The sequence below is a fragment of the Georgenia sp. Z2081 genome, assembly GCF_055326445.1.
Genome location: NZ_JBUZNK010000003.1, coordinates 118894 through 140038, shown reverse-complemented (window position 1 = coordinate 140038; position 21145 = coordinate 118894). Strand labels below are relative to the sequence as shown.

Here is a 21145-nt window from a genome sequence, read left to right as displayed (position 1 = left end):
GGGCGATCCTAACCCCGGGGGTTCGATGGGTCGGGCCTTTCCCCGCACGCGAGACGAATGGTCCCGAACTCGTCTTTCCGGTGGGTCCGGAAATGGTCAAGAGACATTTTCGTGAGGAGTTTCGTACGGAATTCTCGCGCTATTTCCCGGGCTCCAGACCGAGCCGCATGACCACCGCGTCGCGGCCGGACCGCTGGTAGTAACGGGGTCTGATCCCGACGGCCTCGAAGCCCGCCCGCTCGTAGAGTGCCCGGGCGCCGTCGTCGTCGGCCCGCACCTCGAGGACGACGCTGCGCGAGCCGGCGCGTCGGGCCCGGTCGACCAGCTCGCCCAGCAGCCGGGTCGCGAGCCCCCGACGCCGGTGCGCCGGGTCGACGCCGACCGTCATCACCTGGGTCTCCTCCCCCGCCGCGGTGCCGGCCCAGGCGACGAGCCGGTCCTCGTCGTCGACGGCCGCGAGGTACGTCCGGCCCTGCTGCGCGAGCTCCGTGCGGTAGATGCCCGCCGACCAGTCGTCCGGGCCGAACAGGACGGGCTCGAGCTCGGCGACCCGGTCGATGTCCGCCCGGGTCAGCGGCCGCAGGCGGTACGTCACGGCCGCACCTGCGCGGGGACCGCGGCGTCCGGGCGACGCAGGTACAGCGGCTCGGCCGGCAGCTCCTCGCCCGCGGCCAGCCGCGCGAGGGCGAGCCGCGCCAGGGCGAGGGGGAAGGCTGCGGACCCGGCGCCGGAGGACCCGGCCTCCACCTCGCGGGCCCCGTGGTCCCCGGTCCCGTCGTCCGTCGCCGTGACGGCGGGCGCCATCTCCCCGACGACGACGTCGTTCGGCTCCAGCTCGCGGCGGACGTCCGCGGGGGCGGCGACGGCGGGGGCGGCCAGCACCTCCACCTCGTGCGCGCCGCGCGCACGGTACCGGCCGTGGTGGACCTCGCGGCGCCGGGCGTCAGTGGCGACGACGACCGTGGCCCCCGGCGCGTCGTCGAGCGCGTCGCGCGCCACCGCGTCGAGCGAGGGCACCCCCGCCAGGGCGGCGCCCCATCCGCGGGCGAGTGCGCGGGCCGTGACGAGGCCGACGCGCAGACCCGTGAACGGTCCGGGCCCGGTGCCGACGACGACGAGGTCCGGCGTGCCGTGCTCGCCCACGAGCTCGGCGACGGCGGGCGCCAGCTCCTCCGCGTGCCGCCGGTCGTGCACCCCGCGGACGTGCCCGAGCAGGTGGGCCGAGGCGGCATCGCCGCCGACCGCGTCGATACACGCGGCGACAGGGCGGGAGGAGGTGTCGATGACGAGGACGCGCACGCGCCCCAGGGTAGGCGCGCGTCAGCCCCGGTGGCTCCACCTGCCCGGGCGGCCCTCGCGGAGCTCGGCGCGCACGCGGGCGCGCAGCCGATCCTTGGCCGGCCGGGGTACCGCCTCGTCGTCGTCCTCCGAGCCGCGCAGCCACACGGCGAGCCCGGCCGCGACGAGCACGCCGCCCACCACGACCGCGCCGACGACGACCACCCAGCGCACCGGGTCCCCCCGGTCCTCCGGCGTCGTGCCGACCGGCTCCGGGTCGAGGAGGAAGGGAAGGTACGCGGCGATGTCGGCGGAGCCGGCGAGCATGGCGCCCGCCCTGTCGTCCAGGGGCGCGACCCGCCCGTGCGCGTACGCGTACCAGGCCCCGGTCCGCGTGTCCTCGACGACGCCCACCTCGGGGTCGAGCGCAGCGAGGGCCGGCGCGAGCCCCGGCACGTCGCGGACCTCGCCGCCGTAGGTGCCGGTACCTGTCTCGAGGACGACGACGCCGACCGGCAGCTCGTCGAGGAGCACGGGCGCGACGGCGCGGGGGGTCGAGGTGACGACGGGGCCGGTGGCGTCCTGCGCCAGCAGCTCGCGGGTCCACGTGAGGACCGGTCGCGGCGTCCCGACGGTGACCTCCTCCCCCCGGTCCCCCACCACGTCGGCGAGCACGGTGGGCGCACCTGAGCGCGCGACCGCCTCGGCCTCGACCGTGAACCAGCGCTCGACGGTCATCGGGAGCGTGAGCAGACCGTCGAGCGCAGGGTCCGGCTCGCCCGGGGCGTCGGAGGCGGACTCCGTGGGCGACTCGGTCGCCGACTCCGCACCGGCCGGTCCTGCGAGGAGCCCCAGCAGGAGCAGGACGAGCAGGGCGACCGGCGCCCTGCTCACCGCGGGCCCGTCACGTCGGAGAGATCGACGCCGGCCCAGCGCGGGCCGTGCGCAGTGATCTCCACGAGCCGCGGCTCGTCGGTGTCGGCGAGCTCGTCCGCGTCGCCCGGTTGCTCGGCGGCGGCGCCTCCCGCCGTGTTCGTGCCGCCCGACGAGTTCATGCCGCCCGCCGTGCGCGTGTCGCCGACCGGCCGGGTGAGCACGACGTCCAGCCGGCTGTCCGCGAGCGGCTCGGCCGTGCCCCCGCCCCACTCGACGACGGTGACCGACTCCTCCAGGGAGCTGTCGAGGTCGAGCGCGTCGAGCTCGCCGGCTCCGCCGAGCCGGTAGGCGTCGACGTGGACGAGGCCGGGACCGTCGCCGAGCGGCGGGTGCTCGCGCGCGATGACGAAGGTCGGGGAGGCGATGGTGCCGCGGACGCCGAGGGCGGCGCCGAGACCCTGGACGAACGTGGTCTTGCCCGCGCCGAGCGGCCCGCTGAGCACGAGGAGGTCCCCCGCACGCAGGTGCGCGGCGAGGCGGCCGGCGAGTGCCCTGGTGTCGTCCGTCGTCGGCGCGTCGGCGCTCCAGGTCCGTGGCGTCATCGCGGGCTCACCTCACCGTGGGTCCCGGCGGCGTCGTCGACGCCCCGGGTGGCGCCCACGTGGACGCGGGGGACGCGGACACCGACGGAGGTGAGCGTCTCGTAGGCGATCGTCCCCGAGGCGAGCGCCCACTCCCAGGCGGAGGGCTCCCCACGGGCCGGGTCGCCGAAGAGGACGACCTCGTCCCCCGGCCGGTCCGTCGCGCCCGGTCCGAGGTCCACGACGACCTGGTCCATGCTCACCCGGCCGACCTGGTTCACCCGACGTCCGGCGACGCTCAGGGCCACCTGGTTCGACGCGGCCCGCGGCACGCCGTCCGCGTAGCCGAGCGGCACGAGGCCGAGCACCGTGTCCCGCTCCGTCCGGGCGGTGTGCCCGTAACCGACGGGCGTCCCCTCCGGCGACTCGCGCGTGAGGACCAGGCGCCCGCTCACGGTCATCGCCGGACGCAGGTCGTGGTCCGCGGCCGGGATGACGTCCTCGGCCGGCGAGACGCCGTACAGCGCGATGCCCGGACGGATCATGTCCAGGTGCGTCGCCGGGTGCAGCAGCACGCCGGACGAGGCGGCCAGGTGCAGCGGGCCCGGGTCGACGCCGGCGGACCTCAGGCGGCCGACGAGCTCGAGGAACAGGGCGGTCTGCCGCTCGGTCGTGCCGCTCGCCGGCTCGTCAGCGCTAGCGAGGTGGGAGAAGGTCGAGCCGACGCGGAGCGCCCCCTCGGCGACCGCCGGGCCGAGCCGGGCGGGGAGGTCGTCGACCTGGGCGGGCGCGTAGCCGTTCCGGGCCATGCCGGTGTCGAGCTTGAGATGGACCGTCGCGACCCGGCCGGTGGCCCGCACGGCGGCGAGGAGCTCGTCGAGCATCCAGGGGGCGCTGATCCCGATCTCGATGTCGGCGTCGAGCGCGTCGGCCAGCGGGGCCCCGGGGGCGTAGAGCCAGGCGAGGATGCGTCCGCGGCCGCCCAGGCCGGCGCGCAGGGTGAGCGCCTCGGCGAGCTGGGCGACGCCGAGCAGCGTCGCCCCGGAGCGGAGCATCGTGCGGGCGACCGGCAGGAGGCCGTGACCGTAGGCGTCGGCCTTGACGACGGTGAGCGCGTCGGCGCCGCGGGCCCGGTCCCGGAGCACGCGGAGGTTGTGCGCGAGGGCCTCGTGGTCGACCCGCGCGGTCGCGGGCCAGCCGGCCGTCGCCGCCCCCGCCGCGTCGCTGCCGCGCGCTTCCGTGCCGCGCTCGTCCGGGCCGGGCGCGTCCGCTCCCGGCCCCGCGGCGGACGGCACCTGCTCGTTCGTCACCGCGACAGTGTGCCAGGCGGCGTTCACCGCAGGCCGAACCGGCTGAGCAGCCCGCGCCCGCCGGCGTCGATCTCGTTGTCCGCCGCCGGGTCCCGGCCGGCCACGAGGTCGGCGACGACGCCCGGGAGGGCCGCCGCGACGTCCCCGGCGACGATCGGCCGGCCCGGCGCGGGACCGGCGGCCCGCAGGCCGGCGGTGCCGTGGAGGTGGGCGGCCGCGACGGCGACGTCGGCGAGCTCGGCGGGGGCGAGCGTCCTGCCGTCGCTCTCCGCACGGGCGGCGGCCGTGGCGAGGAGGGCGCCGAGGACGCCGGCGAGGACGTCGCCCGAGCCTGCGGTGGCGAGCCAGGGCACGCCGGCCGAGGCGACCCGCAGCGGGCCGCCTCCGGCGACGACGGTCCGGGCGCCCTTGAGCAGCACGACCGCACCGGTCGCCGCGGCGATCTCGGTCGCAGCGGCGGCCGGCGCCTCCTCGACCTCCGCGCGAGGCACGTCCCCGCCGCGCAGGGTGCCCAGCAGGCGCGCGGCCTCGCCGGCGTGCGGCGTGAGGACCAGCGGCACGGCCGGCGGCTCCTCCCCGCCCGGCTGCGCGACGATCTCGGGCACGAGGGGCAGCGCCCCGGCGTCGACCACGGCAGGCGTTCCGTCACCCAGCGCCCGCTCGAGCGCCGGCGCGAGGGCGTCGCGGTCCGTCCCGGAGTCGGTGCCCGGCCCCACGACGAGTGCCTGGACGCGCCCGTCGACGCCCACGACCTCCGGGTGCGCGGCGAGCACGAGGTCGGTCGCGCGGCGGCCGGCGAGGAGCCGGATCATGCCCACGCCGGTGCGCAGCGCTCCCGCGACCGTGAGCACGGCGGCGCCGGGGAAGGCCTCGGAGCCTGCGACGACGCCGAGCACGCCGCGGGAGTACTTGTCGTCGTCCCAGGCGGGCGGGCGCACGCAACGCGCGACGTCCCTCCACTCCGGGGCCAGGACGTGCGGGACGCCGGTCGGGGGCACGCCGATGTCGGCGACCTCGACGCGGCCGGCCCGGCCGGCGGCGGGTGGGAGCAGCAGCGCGGGCTTGGCGGCGATCATCGTCACGGTGACGTCGGCGTGCAGCACGGGTCCGGGCAGCGTCGCGTCGTCGACGCCGACCCCGGACGGCACGTCGATCGCGACGACCGGTCGCCTGGGGGCCGCCAGCACGGCCTCGGCGACGGCGAGCGCCGGCCCGCGCAGCCCGCCCGTCGCCCCGGTGCCGACCATCCCGTCGACGACGAGCTCGGCCCAGCCTGCGAGGCCGGCGAGGTCGCCGGCCACGCGGGCGTCCGGCAGGTCCGCGCCGGGAGCGGCCTGGACGTCGACGCCCGCGGTGCGCGCCGCGTAGAGGCCCGGCGGGTGCGCGGAGGCGGACACGGCGAGGGCGACGACCGCGACCCCCTTGGCGGCCAGCCGGGCGGCGGCGAGCAGGGCGTCGCCGCCGTTGGCGCCCGAGCCCACGAGGACCAGGACCCGCGATCCGGTGAGGTCCTTCCGGGTGGTGCGCAGCTCGGCCTCCACGGCGGCGGCGACGGCCCCGGCGGCCCGCTCCATCAGCGGCACGCCGGCCGCAAGGTGCGGCTCCTCGAGCGCGCGGACGGCCGCGGCGGTCAGTGCGACGCGCATCAGTTCCCTTCCCCGATCGCCACCGCTGCGGCGATACCGGCGTCGTGCGAGATCGACAGGTGCCAGGTGACGATCCCGAGCTCGGCGGCGCGCGCCGCCACGGTGCCCCGGATCTCCACGAGCGGCGCCCCGCCCGTGACCCGCCGTACGGTGCAGTCGTGCCACCGCATGCCCCTCGGCGCACCGAGCGCCTTGGCGATGGCCTCCTTCGCCGCGAACCGCGCGGCCAGCGAGGCGGGCGGCATGTCGCGCTCGTCGGGCGTGAAAAGCCGCGTCAGCAACCGCGGGGAGCGCTCGAGCGCCGCCGTGAACCGGTCCACGGAGCACACGTCGATCCCCACGGAGCGCACCGCCACCGCGCGCCCCGCTACTCGACCGTGACGGACTTGGCGAGGTTGCGCGGCTGGTCGACGTCGAGGCCCTTCGCCGCGGCCACCTCGGACGCGAAGATCTGCAGCGGCACGGTGGTCACCAGCGGCATCATGAGGGTCGGCGTCCGGGGCACCCGGATGACGTGCTCCGCGACCTCCTCGACCGCGGTGTCCCCCTCCTCGGCGACGACGATCGTCAGCGCGCCGCGGGCGCGCACCTCCTGGATGTTGGACAGGACCTTCTGGTGCAGGACCGGACGCCGGGGGGTGGGCACGACGACGAACACGGGCTGGCCGGGCTCGACGAGCGCGATCGGCCCGTGCTTGAGCTCGCCGGCCGCGAAGCCCTCGGCGTGGATGTAGGCGAGCTCCTTGAGCTTGAGCGCCCCCTCGAGCGCGACCGGGAACCCGACGTGGCGGCCGAGGAAGAGCACCGACCGGGTGTCCGCCATCGAGCGGGCGAGCTCGCGGACCCGGCCCTCCTCCTTCTCGAGCACGTCCGCGATCTTGTCCGGCATCGCGGCGAGCTCCTCGAGGTAGCCCGCGACCTCCTCGGGGTACTTGTTGCCCCGCAGCTGGGAGAGGTAGAGGCCGAGCAGGTAGCAGGCCGTGATCTGGGCGAGGAACGCCTTCGTCGACGCCACCGCGATCTCGGGGCCGGCGTGCGTGTAGAGCACCGCGTCCGCCTCGCGGGCGATCGTGGACCCGAACGTGTTGACGATCGCCAGGACCTTCGAGCCCTGCTCGCGCGCGTGGCGCACGGCCATGAGGGTGTCCATGGTCTCCCCGGACTGGGAGATCGCGACGACGAGGGTGCGCTCGGTGACCACCGGGTCGCGGTAGCGGAACTCGCTGGCGAGCTCGACCTCGCACGGGATGCGGCACCAGTGCTCGATCGCGTACTTGGCGACGTGGCCCGAGTAGGCGGCCGTGCCGCAGGCGATGATGATGACCTTGTCGACGGTGCGCAGGACCGACTCCTCGATCCGCATCTCGTTGAGGACCAGGCGGCCCTCCTCGTCGCGGCGGCCGAGCAGCGTGTCCCGCACGGCGGCCGGCTGGTCGTGGATCTCCTTGTCCATGAAGGTCGGGAACCCGCCCTTGACGGCGGCCGCGGCGTCCCAGTCCACCGTGTAGCGGCGGCCCTGCGCCGGGGTGCCGTCGAAACCGACGACGTCGACCGAGTCGGGCGTGATCGTCACGACCTGGTCCTCGCCGAGCTCGAGCGCCTCCTTGGTGCCGGAGATGAACGCGGACACGTCCGAGCCGAGGAAGTTCTCGCCCTCCCCGAGGCCGACGACCAACGGGGAGGACCGGCGCGCGCCCACGATCGTGCCGGGCTGGTCGCGGTGCTGGGCGAGGATCGTGAACGCGCCCTCGAGGCGACCGACGACGGCGAGCAGCGCGGCCGTGAGGTCGCCCTCGTAGGCGTCGGCGAGCAGGTGGGCGACGACCTCCGTGTCGGTCTCGGAGCTCATCGTCACGCCGGCCTCGAGGAGCTCGCGACGCAGCGGGGCGAAGTTCTCGATGATGCCGTTGTGGATGACGGCGACCGCGCCGGCGCCCCCGACGTGCGGGTGCGCGTTGCCGTCCGTCGGCCCGCCGTGCGTCGCCCACCGCGTGTGCCCCAGCGAGGCCACCGCGTCCGGCACCGGATCCTGCTCGATCGCGTCCCTGAGGTTCTGCAGCTTCCCCGCGCGCTTGCGCACCACGATCTCGGACCCCGTGTGCAGGGCGATCCCCGCGGAGTCGTAGCCGCGGTACTCGAGCCTCGCGAGACCGTCCATCGCGATCTCGAGCGGACGGGCGGACGGGACGTTCGGGCCGACGTAGCCGACGATTCCACACATGGGAGCGAGGATAACCGCCGAGCCGGTGGCAGGATGTCCGGGTGTCAGAGGATCACCTGAGAACCGACCACGGATCCCGGAACGGCGCCGCTCACGAGCGCCACCTCACCCCCTACACCGAGCTCGACCGGGAGTCCTGGTCGCGCCTGGCCGAGACCACGCCGCTGCCGCTGACCGACGCCGACGTCGTCAACCTGCGCGGCCTGGGCGACCCGCTGGACCTCTCCGAGGTCGACGTCGTCTACCGGCCGTTGTCCGCGCTGCTGCAGCAGTACGTTGCGGCGACCGACCACCTGCATGCCGGCACCGAGCACTTCCTCGGCGGCAGCTACACCCGCACGCCGTTCGTCATCGGCGTGGCGGGCTCGGTGGCCGTGGGCAAGTCCTCCACCTCGCGGCTGCTGCGCGAGCTGCTCAGGCGCTGGCCCCAGACGCCCCGGGTCGAGCTCGTGACGACCGACGGCTTCCTGCTGCCCAACGCCGAGCTCGAGCGGCGCGGGCTCCTCGGGCGCAAGGGCTTCCCCGAGTCCTACGACCGGCGCGCGCTCCTGCGTTTCATGGCCTCCGTCAAGGCGGGCGCGCGGTCGGCGTCGACGCCCGTCTACGACCACGTGACGTACGACATCGTGCCCGGCGAGCAGAAGGTCGTCCGCCACCCCGACATCCTCATCGTCGAGGGGCTCAACGTCCTTCAGCCCGCGCGACCTGCCGCCGACCGCTCCTCCATGCTCGCGGTGAGCGACTTCTTCGACTTCTCGATCTACGTGGACGCCCGGACAGCGGACGTGCGGCGCTGGTACATCGACCGGTTCCTCAAGCTGCGCTCGACCGCGTTCTCGGTCCCGGACTCCTACTTCCGGCGCTACGCCGACCTCGACGACGAGGAGGGCGCGGCGACCGCGTCCCACATCTGGGAGACCATCAACGCCCCGAACCTCGAGCAGAACATCCTGCCCACCCGCAGCCGCGCCAAGCTCGTCATCACCAAGGACGGCGAGCACCGGATGCACCGCATGCTCCTGCGCAAGCTCTGACGCGCCGGCGCTACGCCACCCGGCCCTGATCGTCGGCGGACGCGTCATCGCCCGCGGACGCGTCGTCGCCCGCGGACGCGTCGTCGCCCGCGGACGCGTCGTCGCCGGTGGCTGCGTCCCCGTCGGTACCGGCCCCCGCGGGCAGATCGTCGGCGTCGCCCTCGTCCTCAGGGATCCCCAGGTCGGGCAGGAACCGTCCCTGCGCCCAGCCGAGGAGCCGCTCGAGCGCCAGGCCGAGCAGGACCCCGCCGACGACGCCGACGACCACGCCGAGGAGCGGGTGGTCCTTGAGTGCCGCCCCGGCCCCGAAACCCAGGCCGACCGTGTAGGTCGCCCACACGACCGCGGCGATGCCGGCCAGCACGGTGAACCTCGTGCGCGGGTAGTCCACCGCTCCGGCCGTCATGTTGACGGCCACCCGGCCGAACGGGAGGAAGCGCGCGGCGAGGATGAGAGAGGCCCCCCGGCGTCCCAGCGCGCGCCGTGCGCCGGCTACCGCCCGCCTCCCCTGCGTGCCGTTGAGCACCGGGATGCGCGCGAGCGGGATCTTGCTACCGATCCAGTACGCGATCTTGTCGCCGATGAACGCCCCGGCCGCGGCAACGGGCCAGAGGAAGTAGATGTGCGGTCCCTCCCCCGCGGCCGTGAGTGCCGCGGCCGAGATGACGACGCTCTCGCTGGGTGCCGCCGGGAAGAAGCCGTCGACGATGCAGCCCACCAGGACGATGAGCAGCACCCACGGCGAGGACGCGAGGTCGACCATCCACGTCTGGACGGCGTCGACGAGCTCGAGCACCTCGCCCATGGCGGTCAGGCGGGCAGCGCGAGCCGGTCGGCGACGACGGCGGCGAGCGCCTCCGCCTCCCGGCGCGCCTCGTCCTCGGTGCCGGCCTCCACCATGACGCGCACGACCGGCTCGGTGCCGGACGGGCGCAGGAGGACGCGGCCCCCGCCGCCGAGGCGCCCCTCGGAGGCGGCGACGGCCGCGGCCAGGCCCTCGTCGGTGGCCGCTGCGGCCCGGTCGACGCCCTTGACGTTGAGCAGCACCTGCGGCAGGCGCGGGACGACGGCGGCGAGGTCGGCGAGCGTGCGGCCCGTCTGGACGACGCGCGCGGCCAGGAGCAGCGCGGTGAGCACTCCGTCGCCGGTCGAGGCGTGCGACGCGGCGATGACGTGACCGGACTGCTCGCCGCCGAGGACGAAGCCGCCGGCGCGCATGGCCTCGAGCACGTAGCGGTCGCCCACGCCGGTCTGCACCGTCGCGATGCCCGCGCGGTCCATGGCCTGCAGGAGCCCCAGGTTGGACATCACGGTGACGACGAGCGTGTCGTGCGCGAGCTCGCCCCGCTCGTGCAGGTCGGTGGCGAGGATCCCCATGATCTGGTCGCCGTCCACGAGCGTGCCGGTGGCGTCGACGGCGAGGCACCGGTCGGCGTCGCCGTCGAACGCGACGCCGAACGCGGCGCCCGCGGCCACCGTCACGGCCTGGAGCTGCTCGGGGTGGGTCGACCCGCAGGCGTCGTTGATGTTGTACCCGTCCGGGGAGGCGTTGAGCACGACGACGTCGGCCCCCGCCTCGCGCAGGGCCGCCGGAGCGATGTCGGAGGCGGCGCCGTTCGCGCAGTCCACGGCGACGCGCAGGCCGGCCAGGGGCGTGCCGGAGATCGCGCCGACGAGGTGCTCGACGTAGGTGGAGCCGGCCGTGACGGCGCCGGAGCCGAGCCGGCCCAGGCCGTCGCCGACGGGCGCGACGAAGTCGGTGCCCAGGAGGGCCTCGAGGCGGTCTTCGACGGCGTCGTCGAGCTTGAAGCCGCCGCGGGCGAAGAACTTGATGCCGTTGTCGGGCATCGCGTTGTGCGAGGCGGAGATGACGACGCCGAGATCGACGTCGGAGGTCGCGGTGAGGTGGGCGATCCCCGGGGTGGGCAGCACACCCACGTCGTCGACGTCGACACCCGCCGAGGCGAGGCCCGCGCACATCGCGGCCGACAGCATCTCGCCGGACACGCGCGTGTCCCGGCCCACGATCGCCCGGGGCCGGCCGCCGGTGCCGTGCGCGGTCCCCGACGCGACCAGCTCGCGTGCGGCGGCGACGCCGAGCTCGAGCGCCAGGCTCGCGGTGATGTCCCGGTTCGCGAGCCCGCGAACCCCGTCCGTGCCGAACAGGCGTGCCATCCGGTTCCCTTCCTCGATCTCGGTCCGCACCCAGCCTGCCAGGCCGGGGCGCTGCGCACTGGCGCGCCCGCACGGATGTGACGACGGCCCCGTCCCTTGCCGGGACGGGGCCGTCGACGAGGCGATCAGCGCTTGGAGTACTGCGGCGCCTTGCGGGCCTTCTTCAGACCCGCCTTCTTGCGCTCGATGGCGCGGGCGTCGCGGGTGAGGAAGCCGGCCTTCTTCAGCTCGGCACGGTTCGCGTCGCGGTCGATGACGTTGAGCGCCCGGGCGACGCCGAGGCGCAGCGCGCCGGCCTGGCCGGACACGCCGCCGCCGGCGATGCGGGCGACGACGTCGAACCGGCCGTCGAGGTCGAGCAGCGTGAACGGCGAGCGCGCGAGCTGCTGGTGCAGCTTGTTCGGGAAGTACTCCTCGAGCGTGCGGCCGTTGATCGTCCACTCACCGGTGCCGGGGACGAGCCGGACGCGGGCGACGGCCTCCTTGCGGCGGCCCAGGGCCTGACCGGGGGCGGTGATCGAGGCGCCGGCACCCTCGGGGGCCGACTCGCTCTCTGACGTGTAGGTGGCGGGCGCGTCGTCTGCGTCGACGTCGAACTCGGTGGTGGGCTCGGCCACGGTTCTCCTCGTGGGTCTCGGTGGTGGGCTCAGGCCTTGGCGGGCTGCTGAGCGACCTGGTCAATGACGAACGGCTGCGGCTGCTGGGCCGCGTGCGGGTGCTCGGGGCCCGCGTAGATCTTGAGCTTGTCGAGCTGCTGACGACCCAGGGTCGTCCTCGGCAGCATCCCGCGCACGGCGCGCTCGACGGCGCGCGTCGGGTGCTTGGCCAGCATCTCCACGTACGTCGTCGACTTGAGCCCGCCCGGGAACCCGGAGTGGGTGTAGGTCTTCTTGTCGGCGAGCTTGGCGCCGGTCAGCGCGACCTTGTCCGCGTTGACCACGACGACGAAGTCGCCGCCGTCGACGTGCGGGGCGAAGGTCGGCTTGTGCTTCCCACGGAGCAGGGTGGCGACCTGGCTGGCCAGGCGGCCCAGGACCACGTCGGTGGCGTCGATGACGTGCCACTGCCGCGTGACGTCGCCGGGCTTGGGTGTGTACGTGCGCACGGGCGTATGCCTCACTACTACTGTCGGCGTTCTTGACGAACGGGTGCGGCGCTCGTGGGCGCCACCACCTATGGTCGGTTGCTTCGTGCCGTGGTCATCCTCGGCGCGACTCCGGCGAGTGGGAGGCACCGGGCGCACGAGGGACGTACGACGACTCCCCAGGGTAGCCCACGCGGCCGCGTCGCGGGAGGTCCCGCCGCCGATCGGGCTCGTGACGGTGGCCACGGCGCGCTCTGGACGGCGTGCCGTCGGTGTCGTGCGTGCGGCCCGTGCCCACCGACGGTGCGGTCGGACCCCGTCAGGGCGACGCCTCGTCCTCGTCGAGCGTGCGGACGCGTCGCGCGGCCCGGGCCCGCTCGGCGAGGAGCTCGTCCGCGGGGTAGCCGACCCCCTCGAGCGTGAGCCCGTGGGCGGGCGCGACGTCGACGCCGGCGGTCCGGCTCCGCAGCGCGAGCGCCTCCGCCGGCCAGGTCACCGGCCGCCTCCCCTCGCCCACGGCCAGCAGGGCGCCGGCGAGCGATCGGACCATCGAGTGGCAGAAGGCGTCGGCGCGCACGGTGAGGACGACGAGCCCGGCGTCCGGGCCGGCGTCCGCCCGCTCCACGGCGAGTGACTCGAGGGTGCGGATCGTCGTCGCCCCCTCCCGGGGCCGGCAGAACGACAGGAAGTCGTGCTCGCCGACGAGGCCGGCGGCCGCCCGTCCCATCGCTGCGCCGTCGAGGGCGCGCGGGTGCCACAGGACGGCGCCACGGCGCACGGGGTCCCGCGTGGCGACGCTGTCGCTCACCCGGTAGGCGTAGCGCCGCCAGGTGGCCGAGAAGCGCGCGTCGAAGCCCGGCGGGGCGGTGCGCACGCCGTGCACGACGACGTCGCTCGCCCCTCGCGGGCCGCTCGCCGAGCGCGCGAGCACCCCCGCGAGCCGGGTGCGGAGCGCGTCCGCGGGGTCCCGGTCCGTCCGGCCCGGCACCGCCGCCCATGCCTCCACCGGCACGTCGACGTGCGCGACCTGGTGGTGCGCGTGCACGCCTGCGTCGGTGCGGCCGGCGACGGTGAGCCGCAGCCCGGGCACGCGCAGGACGGTCGTCAGAGCCGCGGTGAGCTCACCCTCGACGGTGCGCAGGGCGGGCTGCGCGGCCCAGCCGGAGAAGGCGGTGCCGTCGTAGGCGAGGTCGAGCCGGACGCGCAGGGTCTCCGCGGCGTGCCGCCCGGCGGCCCCGACGGCCCCGACGGCCCCGACGGCCCGCGAAGCGTCCACGCCGGCACCCGGAGCGTCCCGCACGGCGTCCGCGGGCTCGGCGCCGGTCCCGTCGTCTCGCACCCGTGCAGGGTAGTCCGGCCCGCACGCGGTGATGAGGGGACCTTCACGTCGCTCTCCCGGCCTTCACGTCTGCGCCCGGCACGGTGTGGTCATCGAGGAAGCCCCCATCCCCCCGGATGGCGTACCAAGGAGAGAGAGACCATGAGCAAGAAGCTGTGGATCACCACCGGCACCCTGTCGGCCGTCGCCATCATCGCGGGCGGATCGCTCGCCGTCGCGGACGACCGGGACGACCACCCCGCCGACCGCACGACGACCCAGCGCCAGACCGTCTCCGGACCGTCGCCGGCCTCGGCCGCGTCGACGGACTCGGCCGCGTCCATCGACTCGGCCCCGTCGGCACCACGGGTGGAACTGGTCGGACCCGGGCGATTCGCCCTCCCCGACTCCGCCTACAGCACCCGGACAGCGGTGAGCGCCCCGAGCCAGGCGTCCGCGGTCTCGGCGGCGAGCGCAGCATCGGCGCCGTCGCCCGCGTCCGGCCCGTCGCCCGCCTCCGCCCCGTCGGCGCCCTCCCCGGCACCCGCGCCGCGTCAGCAGGCACCCGCGGCTCCGGCCCCTGCACCCGCCCCGGCCCCTGCACCGGCCCCTGCACCCCGCCAGGCGCCCGTCTCGGCCGACTCGGGCTGGTCGGCGGACTCCCCGGCCTCGGCGCCCAGCGCGGACTCCGGCGGCTCGGCGCCGAGCGCCGACTCCGGGGACTGACCCCGCTCGCGGCCAGGGGGCCACGAGCGGACGGCGTCCCGGAAGCGTGCGAGCCCGGGGCGCCTCCGTCCGGCGACGACGGTTCCTGAGGGGGTCCCGTCCACGCGGGGACGGACGACGGCCGCGGTGCGACGGCACCGCGGCCGTCGGCGTCCCGAACGGTGGGACGCCCTGCCGGTGGTCCGCCGCTCCCCCACCGGCCCGGTCCACGGACGCACCGCCGACGCGTTGATCCACCGGCGTGCCGACGCACGAACGCCGGAGGGCGGACCACACGTGGTGGTCCGCCCTCCGGCGTTGCTACGTGCCCGGCGTCAGGCCTTGTCGGCCTCGTCGGCCTCGTCCGCGCCGGCCTCCTCGGCCGCGTCGCTCGACGCGTCCGCCTCGTCCGCGGCGGGCGCCTCGGTCGTCTCGGTCGCCTCGTCCGCGGCGGGTGCCTCGGTCTCGACGTCCTCGACGTCGGCGGTGGCGCCCGCGTCCTCCGCGATCGGCTCGGCGGAGGTGGGGGCCTCGGCCGCCGGCGCGCTGCGCTGCGTGGCCTTGGTGGCCTCCTTGACGACGGCCTGCTTCGGCGAGACGGGCTCGAGGACGAGCTCGATCACGGCCATGGGGGCGTTGTCGCCCTTGCGGTTGCCGACCTTCGTGATGCGCGTGTAGCCGCCGTTGCGCTCCGCCATCTTCGGGGCGGTCTCGGCGAACAGGCCGTGGACGACGTTCTTGTCCGAGAGGTGACGCAGCACCCGCCGGCGCGAGGCCAGGTCGCCGCGCTTGGCGAACTGGACGAGGCGCTCGGCGAGCGGCTGGACGCGCTTGGCGCGCACGACCGTGGTGGTGATGCTGCCGTGCTCGAACAGGGACTGCGCGAGGTTGTTGAGCATGTGGCGCTCGTGCGACGGGCTACCACCCAGACGCGGACCCTTGGCGGGCTTGGGCATGATGACTCCTTGGGTGAATACGGTGCGCGATAGGTGGTGGGATCAGGCGGGGTTCTCGGCGGAGAACCGGATGTCCCCGAAGTCGTCGTCCACCTCGGTGCCGCGGTGCTGGGCCAGGTCGAAGCCCGCCGGGCTGTCCTTGAGACCGAGGCCGAGCGTCTGCAGCTTCTCCTTGATCTCGTCGATCGACTTCGCACCGAAGTTGCGGATGTCGAGGAGGTCCGCCTCCGAGCGGGCGACGAGCTCGCCGACGGAGTGGATGCCCTCACGCTTGAGGCAGTTGTACGAGCGGGAGAGCAGGCCGAGCTCCTCGATCGGGAGGGCCAGGTCCTGGGCCAGCTCGGTGTCCATCGCCGACGGACCGATCTCGATGCCCTCGGCCTCGACGTTGAGCTCGCGCGCGAGCCCGAAGAGCTCGACGAGCGTCTTGCCGGCCGAGGCCAGCGCGTCACGGGGGGTGATCGCGCTCTTCGTCTCGACGTCGACGACGAGCTTGTCGAAGTCCGTGCGCTGCTCGACACGGGTGGCCTCGACCTTGTAGCTGACCTTGAGGACGGGCGAGTAGATCGAGTCCACCGGGATGCGACCGATCTCGGCGTCGACCGACTTGTTCTGCTGGGCGGAGACGTAGCCACGGCCGCGCTCGACCGTCAGCTCGATCTCGAGCTTGCCCTTCGCGTTGAGCGTGGCGATGTGCAGGTCGGGGTTGTGGACCTCGACGCCGGCGGGCGGCGTGATGTCCTCGGCCGTCACCGAGCCGGAGCCCTGCTTGCGCAGGTACATGACGACGGGCTCGTCGTTCTCGGAGGAGACGACGAGGTTCTTGATGTTGAGGATGATCTCGGAGACGTCCTCCTTGACCCCGGGCACGGTGGAGAACTCGTGCAGCACGCCGTCGATGCGGATCGAGGTGACGGCTGCACCGGGGATGGAGGACAGGAGCGTGCGGCGCATCGAGTTGCCGAGCGTGTAGCCGAAGCCCGGCTCGAGCGGCTCGATGACGAAGCGCGAACGCTGGTCGTCGACGACCTCTTCGGTGAGAACGGGGCGCTGTGCGATGAGCACGGTCGATCATTCCTTTCGGCGGGCATCCGCTATATGACGCCTCGCAGGCCGCGCGGACTCTGTCCGTCCGCGCGGGTCGTGCAGGGGCCCGCCCGTGGGCGGGGCGACCCCGGTCCCGACGGGCGCCACGCGCGGTGCGCGGGTGCCGACGGGGCCGGGGCGGGAGGTCTCAGACCCGGCGTCGCTTGGGCGGCCGGCAGCCGTTGTGGGCCTGCGGCGTCACGTCCTGGATCGAGCCGACCTCGAGGCCGGTCGCCGTCAGCGAACGGATCGCGGTCTCGCGGCCCGAGCCGGGGCCCTTGACGAAGACGTCGACCTTCTTCATGCCGTGCTCCTGGGCGCGGCGGGCGGCCGCCTCGGCCGCGAGCTGCGCCGCGAACGGCGTGGACTTGCGGGAGCCCTTGAAGCCGACCTGGCCGGACGAGGCCCAGGCGATGACCGCACCGGACGGGTCCGTGATGGAGACGATCGTGTTGTTGAACGTCGACTTGATGAAGGCGTTGCCGGCGGAGACGTTCTTCCGCTCCTTGCGACGCGGACGGCGGGCGGCCGTCGAGGTACGAGCCTTGGGAGGCATGGGGTCTGTCCGTTCTCGCGAGGGTGTGGGTTGATCGGTGCGGCGCTCACACCGCGTGGCGGGCGCCGGCGGATGTGGCTACTTGGTCTTCTTCTTGCCGGCCACGGTCTTCTTCGGGCCCTTGCGGGTGCGCGCGTTCGTCTTGGTGCGCTGACCGCGGACGGGAAGACCGCGACGGTGGCGGATGCCCTGGTAGCTCCCGATCTCGACCTTGCGACGGATGTCGGCGGCGATCTCGCGCCGCAGGTCACCCTCGATCTGATAGTTGCCCTCGATGTGGTCGCGCAGTGCGACGAGGTCGGCGTCGGTCATGTCCTTGACCCGCAGGTCCGGGCTGATGCCGGTCGCCTCGAGGGTCTTGGCCGCACGGGTGCGGCCGACGCCGTAGATGTAGGTGAGCGCCACTTCGAGCCGCTTCTCGCGGGGAAGATCGACGCCGGAAAGACGTGCCAACTCGGGTCTCCTCGATCCGGTCCGGAGGTCCGATCACCCCGACCTCCCGCCTTGTGCGGGCCCCGGCCTCCGGACCAGGGGTGGCACGCGCGCCGCGCGTGCTGTCGGAATGTCGCCGACCGGGTCGCCCGGTCGACTTCCAGGGGTTCAGCCCTGGCGCTGCTTGTGGCGAAGGTTGTCGCAGATGACCATGACGCGACCGTGGCGACGGATCACCTTGCAGTTGTCGCAGATCTTCTTGACGCTGGGCTTGACCTTCATGGTGGTGTGTCCTTCATCGTCGCTCGCCCGCCGGCCCGGGACGGGCTCGGGCGGCGTCGACGCTCGAGATGTGGATGGGTTACTTGTAGCGGTAGACGATGCGGCCGCGGGTGAGGTCGTACGGGCTGAGCTCGACCACGACCCGGTCCTCGGGAAGGATCCGGATGTAGTGCTGACGCATCTTGCCCGAGATGTGAGCCAGCACCTTGTGCCCGTTGCTCAGCTCAACCCGGAACATCGCGTTCGGGAGTGCCTCGACGACACTGCCCTCGATCTCGATGACCCCGTCCTTCTTCGCCATGCTCTCCGCTCACGTCGTGGGTGGTGCTCCGACCGCGCCGTGCGGTCGCTCAGCCGTGCCGAGACACAGCCATGCCCAGCGGGCCACTTTACGCCATGGCGCCTCGTCGCGGAACCGGGCGTCTCGGTGAGCCAGCGCACGTGCCGAGCTCGGGTGGGGCGAGATGGGCCCGACGGGCGCGCCGCCCCGGTCCCCCGCACGGGGGTGAGGGCGCGTGCGCGCCCCCACCCCCTGGACGTCGCGGCCGGACCCGGCCCCCGCCGTGCCCGCCCCTGACGTCCGCGCACGGTTGCCGGGCCCTTCCCTTCCCCGCATCCGCAGCTGTGCGCCGGCCGGGCGTGGCCCGGCCGGGGCCCGTGACCAGCTCGATCGGATGCGCCGCGCCGTGAGGCGCCCGGGGGACGCGTCCCTCGCGCGCGGACCGCCCGATCGTGGCCCTGGTCCGGGCCCGTACCCGGATCCAATCCGTTCCGACCACGCCTGCGCAGTAGGACGAGCGCCGACACGTGCGGGCTCGGCCTCGAGAAGCGTCCACCCTGCGTCCAGGTGGGGTCCGGGCGGTGTCCAGAGGCACCGTGCCGTGAGCACCCGGGCCGGCAGCGGGCAGGGCACCGAGGCCCCACCTGCAGGCGTGCAGGAGCCCGAGCCGGGTCGCACGCTCGATCGCGGCGGCCCAGCTCCTCCTGCAGGAGCCCGATCCGGGTCACGTCCTACAGGAGCCCGATCCGGGTCACGTCCTACAGGAGCCCGAACCGGGTCACGTCCTACAGGAGCCCGAGCCGGGTCGCACGCTCGATCGCGGCGGCCCGGGTCGTCACCCCGAGCTTGCGGTACAGGGCCGACGTGTGGGTGCGGATGGTCGACGGCGCGACGACGTACGTGCGGGCGATCCCTGGCACGGTGGCCCCCTTGGCGAGCTCGGTGAGGACCTCGAGCTCGCGAGCCGTCAGCCGCACCTTGTCCTCCGGGGCCGGGAACACGCCCCGGTGCTCGTGGAGCAGCGGGACGTCGAGGTCACCGAGGGCGGGCGCGGCCAGCTCGACGATGTCGTGGGCGACGTCGGCCGGCAGCTGGAGGAACGGGCGGACGATACGGTGCTCGACGGCGAGCGCCGCGGCCTCGCGGACCGCCTCGGACAGGACGTAGATCAGTCCCGAGCGCTTCGCCGCGGCGGCACGGCCGAGCCAGAGCTCGAGGGCGTACCGGGGGGCCACCGACTCGTCGATCGTCTCGGTGCGGCGCAGCACCTCGGCCACGTCCCCGCGGGCGAGCAGCAGCCGCGTCGTGACCGGCTCCGTGAGGACCGAGGCGTACGCGCTCGTGTGCGCGGAGTCGATCCAGGACCCTGCCGCCGTGGTGTGACCGAGCGCCAGGCACAGGTCGGCGGCGCAGGCGTGCATGAGGATGCGCGCCACCGGGATCTGCGTGGCCGACCGGGCGACGACGGCGCGCTGCTCGACCTCGGCGAGCATCGGGCCCGCCTCCCCCCGCAGGAGCGCGATGCCGGTGAGGACGAGGACGATCCCGCCCTGGAGCCCGGCGTCCGAGGTCGAGTCGAGCAGCCGCCTCAGGGCGAGAGTCACGTCCTCCTCGCCGTCCGCCGGTCTCCTGGCCACCGGGCCGAGCCGGTCGAGCTCGTCGGCGATCCGGGCGAGCCAGCCGGCGACGAGCACCGACTCGGCCGTCCGGTCGTCCGGGTCCGGCCCGGCGCCCTGTTCCCGGTCCTCGCCGGACGCCGACCCGGCGCCCGGGGTCTGCTCGATGCGCTCCACCCATGCGAGCGCGTCCGCGGTGTTCCCCACGAGCGTCAGCGCGAGGGACAGTCCGGCCGCCACGGCCCGGTCCGAGGCCCACGACGGGGTCCCGGCGTCGGCGCCGGGTCGGAACTTCAGGGCCTGGTGGGCCGCGATGGTGGCCGTGACGCCGTCCGCGGCACGCATCCGCGACACGGCCAGGAGGGCCAGGGTCTTGCGCCAGTCGAGCACGTCGATGCCGCGGGCACCCGCCGCGGGCAGCGGACCCATCGACGACGAGGGCGCGCTCGCCGGGATGCGGGCAGCCATGAACTCGGTCATCCACGACGGCGGGCCGTCGGCGCCGAGGAGCTCGCGCGCCCCGAGCAGCCGCGGGTCGTCGGCCACCTGCGAGTCCGGCGCGCGCGTCGCGACCGCGTGCAGCGCGTCCGGATGGTCACGGACGAGGAGCTCCCACTCGTCGTGCACGACCGTCCGCACGGCCTGCCAGTCGCCCGCCTCCGCCGCCAGGAGCACCACCTCCCGGACGTCCCCCTCCTGGCGCGCCCGCACGAGGAGCCGCTGCGCGACCGACCTCAGATGGTCGGGGTGCTCCTCCCGGAACGCGCGCAGCCCGATGCGCCGGATGCCCGCGGCGAACACGAACGCGTCACCGGCGGGGCGGACGACACCCAGGCCCTCGACCCGGCGCACGACCGAGGTCGCGTCCATGCCGCCGAATAGCTCGTCCGCCACCCAGTCGGTGATCCGCTCGGGAAGCATGAGCCCTGCGTACCCGCCGGAGGTCATCGCGGAGAAGTCGGACATCACGTGGGTCGACAACCGGGTGAGCACGTCGTAGCTCGCGGCACCCGCGCCCCCGGTCACCTCCCCGAACAGGGCCCCACGCACGAGTCCGGGCCAGCCGGCGAAGTCGTCGACCATCCGCTGCGCGCGTTCGGTGGAGAGCTCCACCCCCATGCGCCGGCCGATCTCGACCGTGCGGTCGGCGTCGATCCGCAGGTGCTGGCCGGTGATGATCACCGAGTCGGGGGCGAGCGGCGCGAGCGTGACCAGCGGACGGGAGTCCCGGCTCATGAGCACGAGGTTCGGACCGTCCCAGGCCTCGGCCGTCTCGAGCAGGACGGTGACCGCGTCGGGCTCCAGCTCGCTCAGGCTGTCGAGCACGAGGGTGGGTCGCTCGGTGGGGTCGGACGCCACCTCGGCCAGCTGGGCGAGGTAGCTCTCCACGTCCGCCCCGGTGATCGCCCGCTCGCCGAGCGACACCCAGTGGACGGGGCCCGTGTGCCCACCGGCCCCGGACAGCCGCGAGGCCATGAGCGAGGTCTTGCCCCAGCCGCGGGGGGCGTGGACGAGCGTGAGCGCGGGCAGCGGGTCGAGCAGTGCCGCCGCCATGGGCGGCATCCGGTATCCGACGGATACACGGGGTATGCCGCTCATCGGCCGGCTCCTGACAGTGGACGGAACGCGCCAGGGATCACGGGAGATCCCGCTGCGCGTGCGTGCGACGCGTTGATCTGCACGACGATGCGGCCTCGCATACCAGTACC

General features: G+C 74.6%; 22 protein-coding genes. 2 read left to right on the top strand and 20 right to left on the bottom strand.

Translation table 11 applies throughout. The annotated features are described in order from the left end of the window. Positions 1–139: 139 nt before the first annotated feature. From rimI to glmS, 8 genes are read right to left on the bottom strand one after another with little or no spacing between them, the layout of a single operon-like run. The gene (rimI, locus tag ACZLKG_RS06490; protein WP_425708297.1) at positions 140–595 is read right to left on the bottom strand and encodes a ribosomal protein S18-alanine N-acetyltransferase; all 456 of its coding nucleotides are present in this window, start codon (positions 593–595) and stop codon (positions 140–142) included. Continuing rightward, positions 592–1299 (bottom strand): tRNA (adenosine(37)-N6)-threonylcarbamoyltransferase complex dimerization subunit type 1 TsaB, encoded by a 708-nt coding sequence (tsaB, locus tag ACZLKG_RS06485; protein WP_425708298.1) that lies wholly within the window; start codon positions 1297–1299, stop codon positions 592–594. The genes rimI and tsaB overlap by 4 nt, the downstream gene beginning before the upstream one ends. 21 nt (positions 1300–1320) lie before the next feature. After that, positions 1321–2172, bottom strand: coding sequence for a hypothetical protein (locus ACZLKG_RS06480; protein ID WP_425708299.1), 852 nt, complete (start codon positions 2170–2172; stop codon positions 1321–1323). Then, positions 2169–2756 carry a tRNA (adenosine(37)-N6)-threonylcarbamoyltransferase complex ATPase subunit type 1 TsaE gene (gene tsaE, locus ACZLKG_RS06475; protein ID WP_425708300.1) on the bottom strand — a complete coding sequence of 196 codons (588 nt, stop codon included), beginning with the start codon at positions 2754–2756 and terminating at the stop codon, positions 2169–2171. Before tsaE ends, ACZLKG_RS06480 begins: the two co-directional genes overlap by 4 nt. Further along, positions 2753–4045: an alanine racemase gene (gene alr, locus ACZLKG_RS06470; protein ID WP_463648272.1), complete on the bottom strand. Its 1293-nt coding sequence runs from the start codon at positions 4043–4045 to the stop codon at positions 2753–2755. Before alr ends, tsaE begins: the two co-directional genes overlap by 4 nt. Positions 4046–4068: 23 nt before the next feature. Beyond that, entirely contained in the window at positions 4069–5691 is a 1623-nt protein-coding gene (locus tag ACZLKG_RS06465) for an NAD(P)H-hydrate epimerase (protein ID WP_425708302.1), read from the bottom strand. Beyond that, positions 5691–6032: a holo-ACP synthase gene (locus ACZLKG_RS06460; protein ID WP_425708303.1), complete on the bottom strand. Its 342-nt coding sequence runs from the start codon at positions 6030–6032 to the stop codon at positions 5691–5693. Before ACZLKG_RS06460 ends, ACZLKG_RS06465 begins: the two co-directional genes overlap by 1 nt. A 26-nt stretch (positions 6033–6058) precedes the next feature. Continuing rightward, entirely contained in the window at positions 6059–7912 is a 1854-nt protein-coding gene (glmS, locus tag ACZLKG_RS06455; RefSeq protein ID WP_425708304.1) for a glutamine--fructose-6-phosphate transaminase (isomerizing), read from the bottom strand. Between the two features lie 56 nt (positions 7913–7968). On the opposite strand from glmS, the gene coaA reads away from it, so the two are divergent. Beyond that, complete coding sequence (gene coaA, locus ACZLKG_RS06450) at positions 7969–8946, top strand: type I pantothenate kinase (RefSeq protein ID WP_425708382.1); 978 nt, start codon at positions 7969–7971, stop codon at positions 8944–8946. Between the two features lie 10 nt (positions 8947–8956). On the opposite strand, the gene ACZLKG_RS06445 is transcribed toward coaA, so the two are convergent. The 5 genes from ACZLKG_RS06445 to ACZLKG_RS06425 all read right to left on the bottom strand — a co-directional run bounded on the left by ACZLKG_RS06445 (position 8957) and on the right by ACZLKG_RS06425 (position 13412). Beyond that, complete coding sequence (locus tag ACZLKG_RS06445; RefSeq protein ID WP_463648271.1) at positions 8957–9751, bottom strand: DedA family protein; 795 nt, start codon at positions 9749–9751, stop codon at positions 8957–8959. Between the two features lie 5 nt (positions 9752–9756). After that, the gene (gene glmM / locus ACZLKG_RS06440; protein ID WP_463648270.1) at positions 9757–11121 is read right to left on the bottom strand and encodes a phosphoglucosamine mutase; all 1365 of its coding nucleotides are present in this window, start codon (positions 11119–11121) and stop codon (positions 9757–9759) included. Positions 11122–11246: 125 nt separating this feature from the next. Continuing rightward, on the bottom strand, positions 11247–11738 hold the full coding sequence (gene rpsI, locus ACZLKG_RS06435) for a 30S ribosomal protein S9 (RefSeq protein WP_425708307.1): 492 nt from the start codon (positions 11736–11738) through the stop codon (positions 11247–11249). A gap of 29 nt (positions 11739–11767) precedes the next feature. Next, complete coding sequence (rplM, locus tag ACZLKG_RS06430; RefSeq protein WP_425708308.1) at positions 11768–12226, bottom strand: 50S ribosomal protein L13; 459 nt, start codon at positions 12224–12226, stop codon at positions 11768–11770. 298 nt (positions 12227–12524) lie between these two features. Further along, positions 12525–13412 carry a tRNA pseudouridine synthase A gene (locus ACZLKG_RS06425; RefSeq protein ID WP_463648326.1) on the bottom strand — a complete coding sequence of 296 codons (888 nt, stop codon included), beginning with the start codon at positions 13410–13412 and terminating at the stop codon, positions 12525–12527. A gap of 273 nt (positions 13413–13685) precedes the next feature. On the opposite strand from ACZLKG_RS06425, the gene ACZLKG_RS06420 reads away from it, so the two are divergent. After that, positions 13686–14249, top strand: coding sequence for a hypothetical protein (locus tag ACZLKG_RS06420; protein ID WP_463648269.1), 564 nt, complete (start codon positions 13686–13688; stop codon positions 14247–14249). 314 nt (positions 14250–14563) lie between these two features. On the opposite strand, the gene rplQ is transcribed toward ACZLKG_RS06420, so the two are convergent. The 7 genes from rplQ to ACZLKG_RS06385 form a co-directional block, all read right to left on the bottom strand. Beyond that, positions 14564–15184, bottom strand: coding sequence for a 50S ribosomal protein L17 (gene rplQ, locus ACZLKG_RS06415; protein WP_463648268.1), 621 nt, complete (start codon positions 15182–15184; stop codon positions 14564–14566). Between the two features lie 42 nt (positions 15185–15226). Further along, positions 15227–16249, bottom strand: a complete 1023-nt coding sequence (locus tag ACZLKG_RS06410) for a DNA-directed RNA polymerase subunit alpha (RefSeq protein ID WP_425708311.1) — start codon at positions 16247–16249, stop codon at positions 15227–15229. Positions 16250–16418: 169 nt separating this feature from the next. Then, complete coding sequence (rpsK, locus tag ACZLKG_RS06405; RefSeq protein WP_425708312.1) at positions 16419–16826, bottom strand: 30S ribosomal protein S11; 408 nt, start codon at positions 16824–16826, stop codon at positions 16419–16421. Between the two features lie 78 nt (positions 16827–16904). Beyond that, complete coding sequence (gene rpsM, locus ACZLKG_RS06400) at positions 16905–17279, bottom strand: 30S ribosomal protein S13 (protein ID WP_425708313.1); 375 nt, start codon at positions 17277–17279, stop codon at positions 16905–16907. 147 nt (positions 17280–17426) lie between these two features. After that, entirely contained in the window at positions 17427–17540 is a 114-nt protein-coding gene (rpmJ, locus tag ACZLKG_RS06395) for a 50S ribosomal protein L36 (protein WP_100421663.1), read from the bottom strand. A gap of 79 nt (positions 17541–17619) precedes the next feature. Further along, on the bottom strand, positions 17620–17841 hold the full coding sequence (gene infA / locus ACZLKG_RS06390; RefSeq protein WP_043501486.1) for a translation initiation factor IF-1: 222 nt from the start codon (positions 17839–17841) through the stop codon (positions 17620–17622). Between the two features lie 764 nt (positions 17842–18605). Then, a complete protein-coding gene (locus tag ACZLKG_RS06385) occupies positions 18606–21035 on the bottom strand; it encodes a helix-turn-helix transcriptional regulator (protein WP_463648267.1) in 2430 nt (809 codons plus the stop codon). Positions 21036–21145 lie beyond the last annotated feature (110 nt).

What these genes read in the sequence shown, in the direction of transcription:
- glmS (WP_425708304.1), bottom strand. Translation starts at nt 7,912, where the DNA reads ATGTGTGGAATCGTCGGCTACGTCGGCCCGAACGTCCCGTCCGCCCGT.
- glmM (WP_463648270.1), bottom strand. Translation starts at nt 11,121, where the DNA reads ATGGCACGCCTGTTCGGCACGGACGGGGTTCGCGGGCTCGCGAACCGG.
- ACZLKG_RS06465 (WP_425708302.1), bottom strand. Translation starts at nt 5,691, where the DNA reads ATGCGCGTCGCACTGACCGCCGCGGCCGTCCGCGCGCTCGAGGAGCCG.
- ACZLKG_RS06420 (WP_463648269.1), top strand. Translation starts at nt 13,686, where the DNA reads ATGAGCAAGAAGCTGTGGATCACCACCGGCACCCTGTCGGCCGTCGCC.
- rpmJ (WP_100421663.1), bottom strand. Translation starts at nt 17,540, where the DNA reads ATGAAGGTCAAGCCCAGCGTCAAGAAGATCTGCGACAACTGCAAGGTG.
- ACZLKG_RS06385 (WP_463648267.1), bottom strand. Translation starts at nt 21,035, where the DNA reads ATGAGCGGCATACCCCGTGTATCCGTCGGATACCGGATGCCGCCCATG.
- ACZLKG_RS06445 (WP_463648271.1), bottom strand. Translation starts at nt 9,751, where the DNA reads ATGGGCGAGGTGCTCGAGCTCGTCGACGCCGTCCAGACGTGGATGGTC.
- rplQ (WP_463648268.1), bottom strand. Translation starts at nt 15,184, where the DNA reads ATGCCCAAGCCCGCCAAGGGTCCGCGTCTGGGTGGTAGCCCGTCGCAC.
- rpsK (WP_425708312.1), bottom strand. Translation starts at nt 16,826, where the DNA reads ATGCCTCCCAAGGCTCGTACCTCGACGGCCGCCCGCCGTCCGCGTCGC.
- infA (WP_043501486.1), bottom strand. Translation starts at nt 17,841, where the DNA reads ATGGCGAAGAAGGACGGGGTCATCGAGATCGAGGGCAGTGTCGTCGAG.
- tsaE (WP_425708300.1), bottom strand. Translation starts at nt 2,756, where the DNA reads ATGACGCCACGGACCTGGAGCGCCGACGCGCCGACGACGGACGACACC.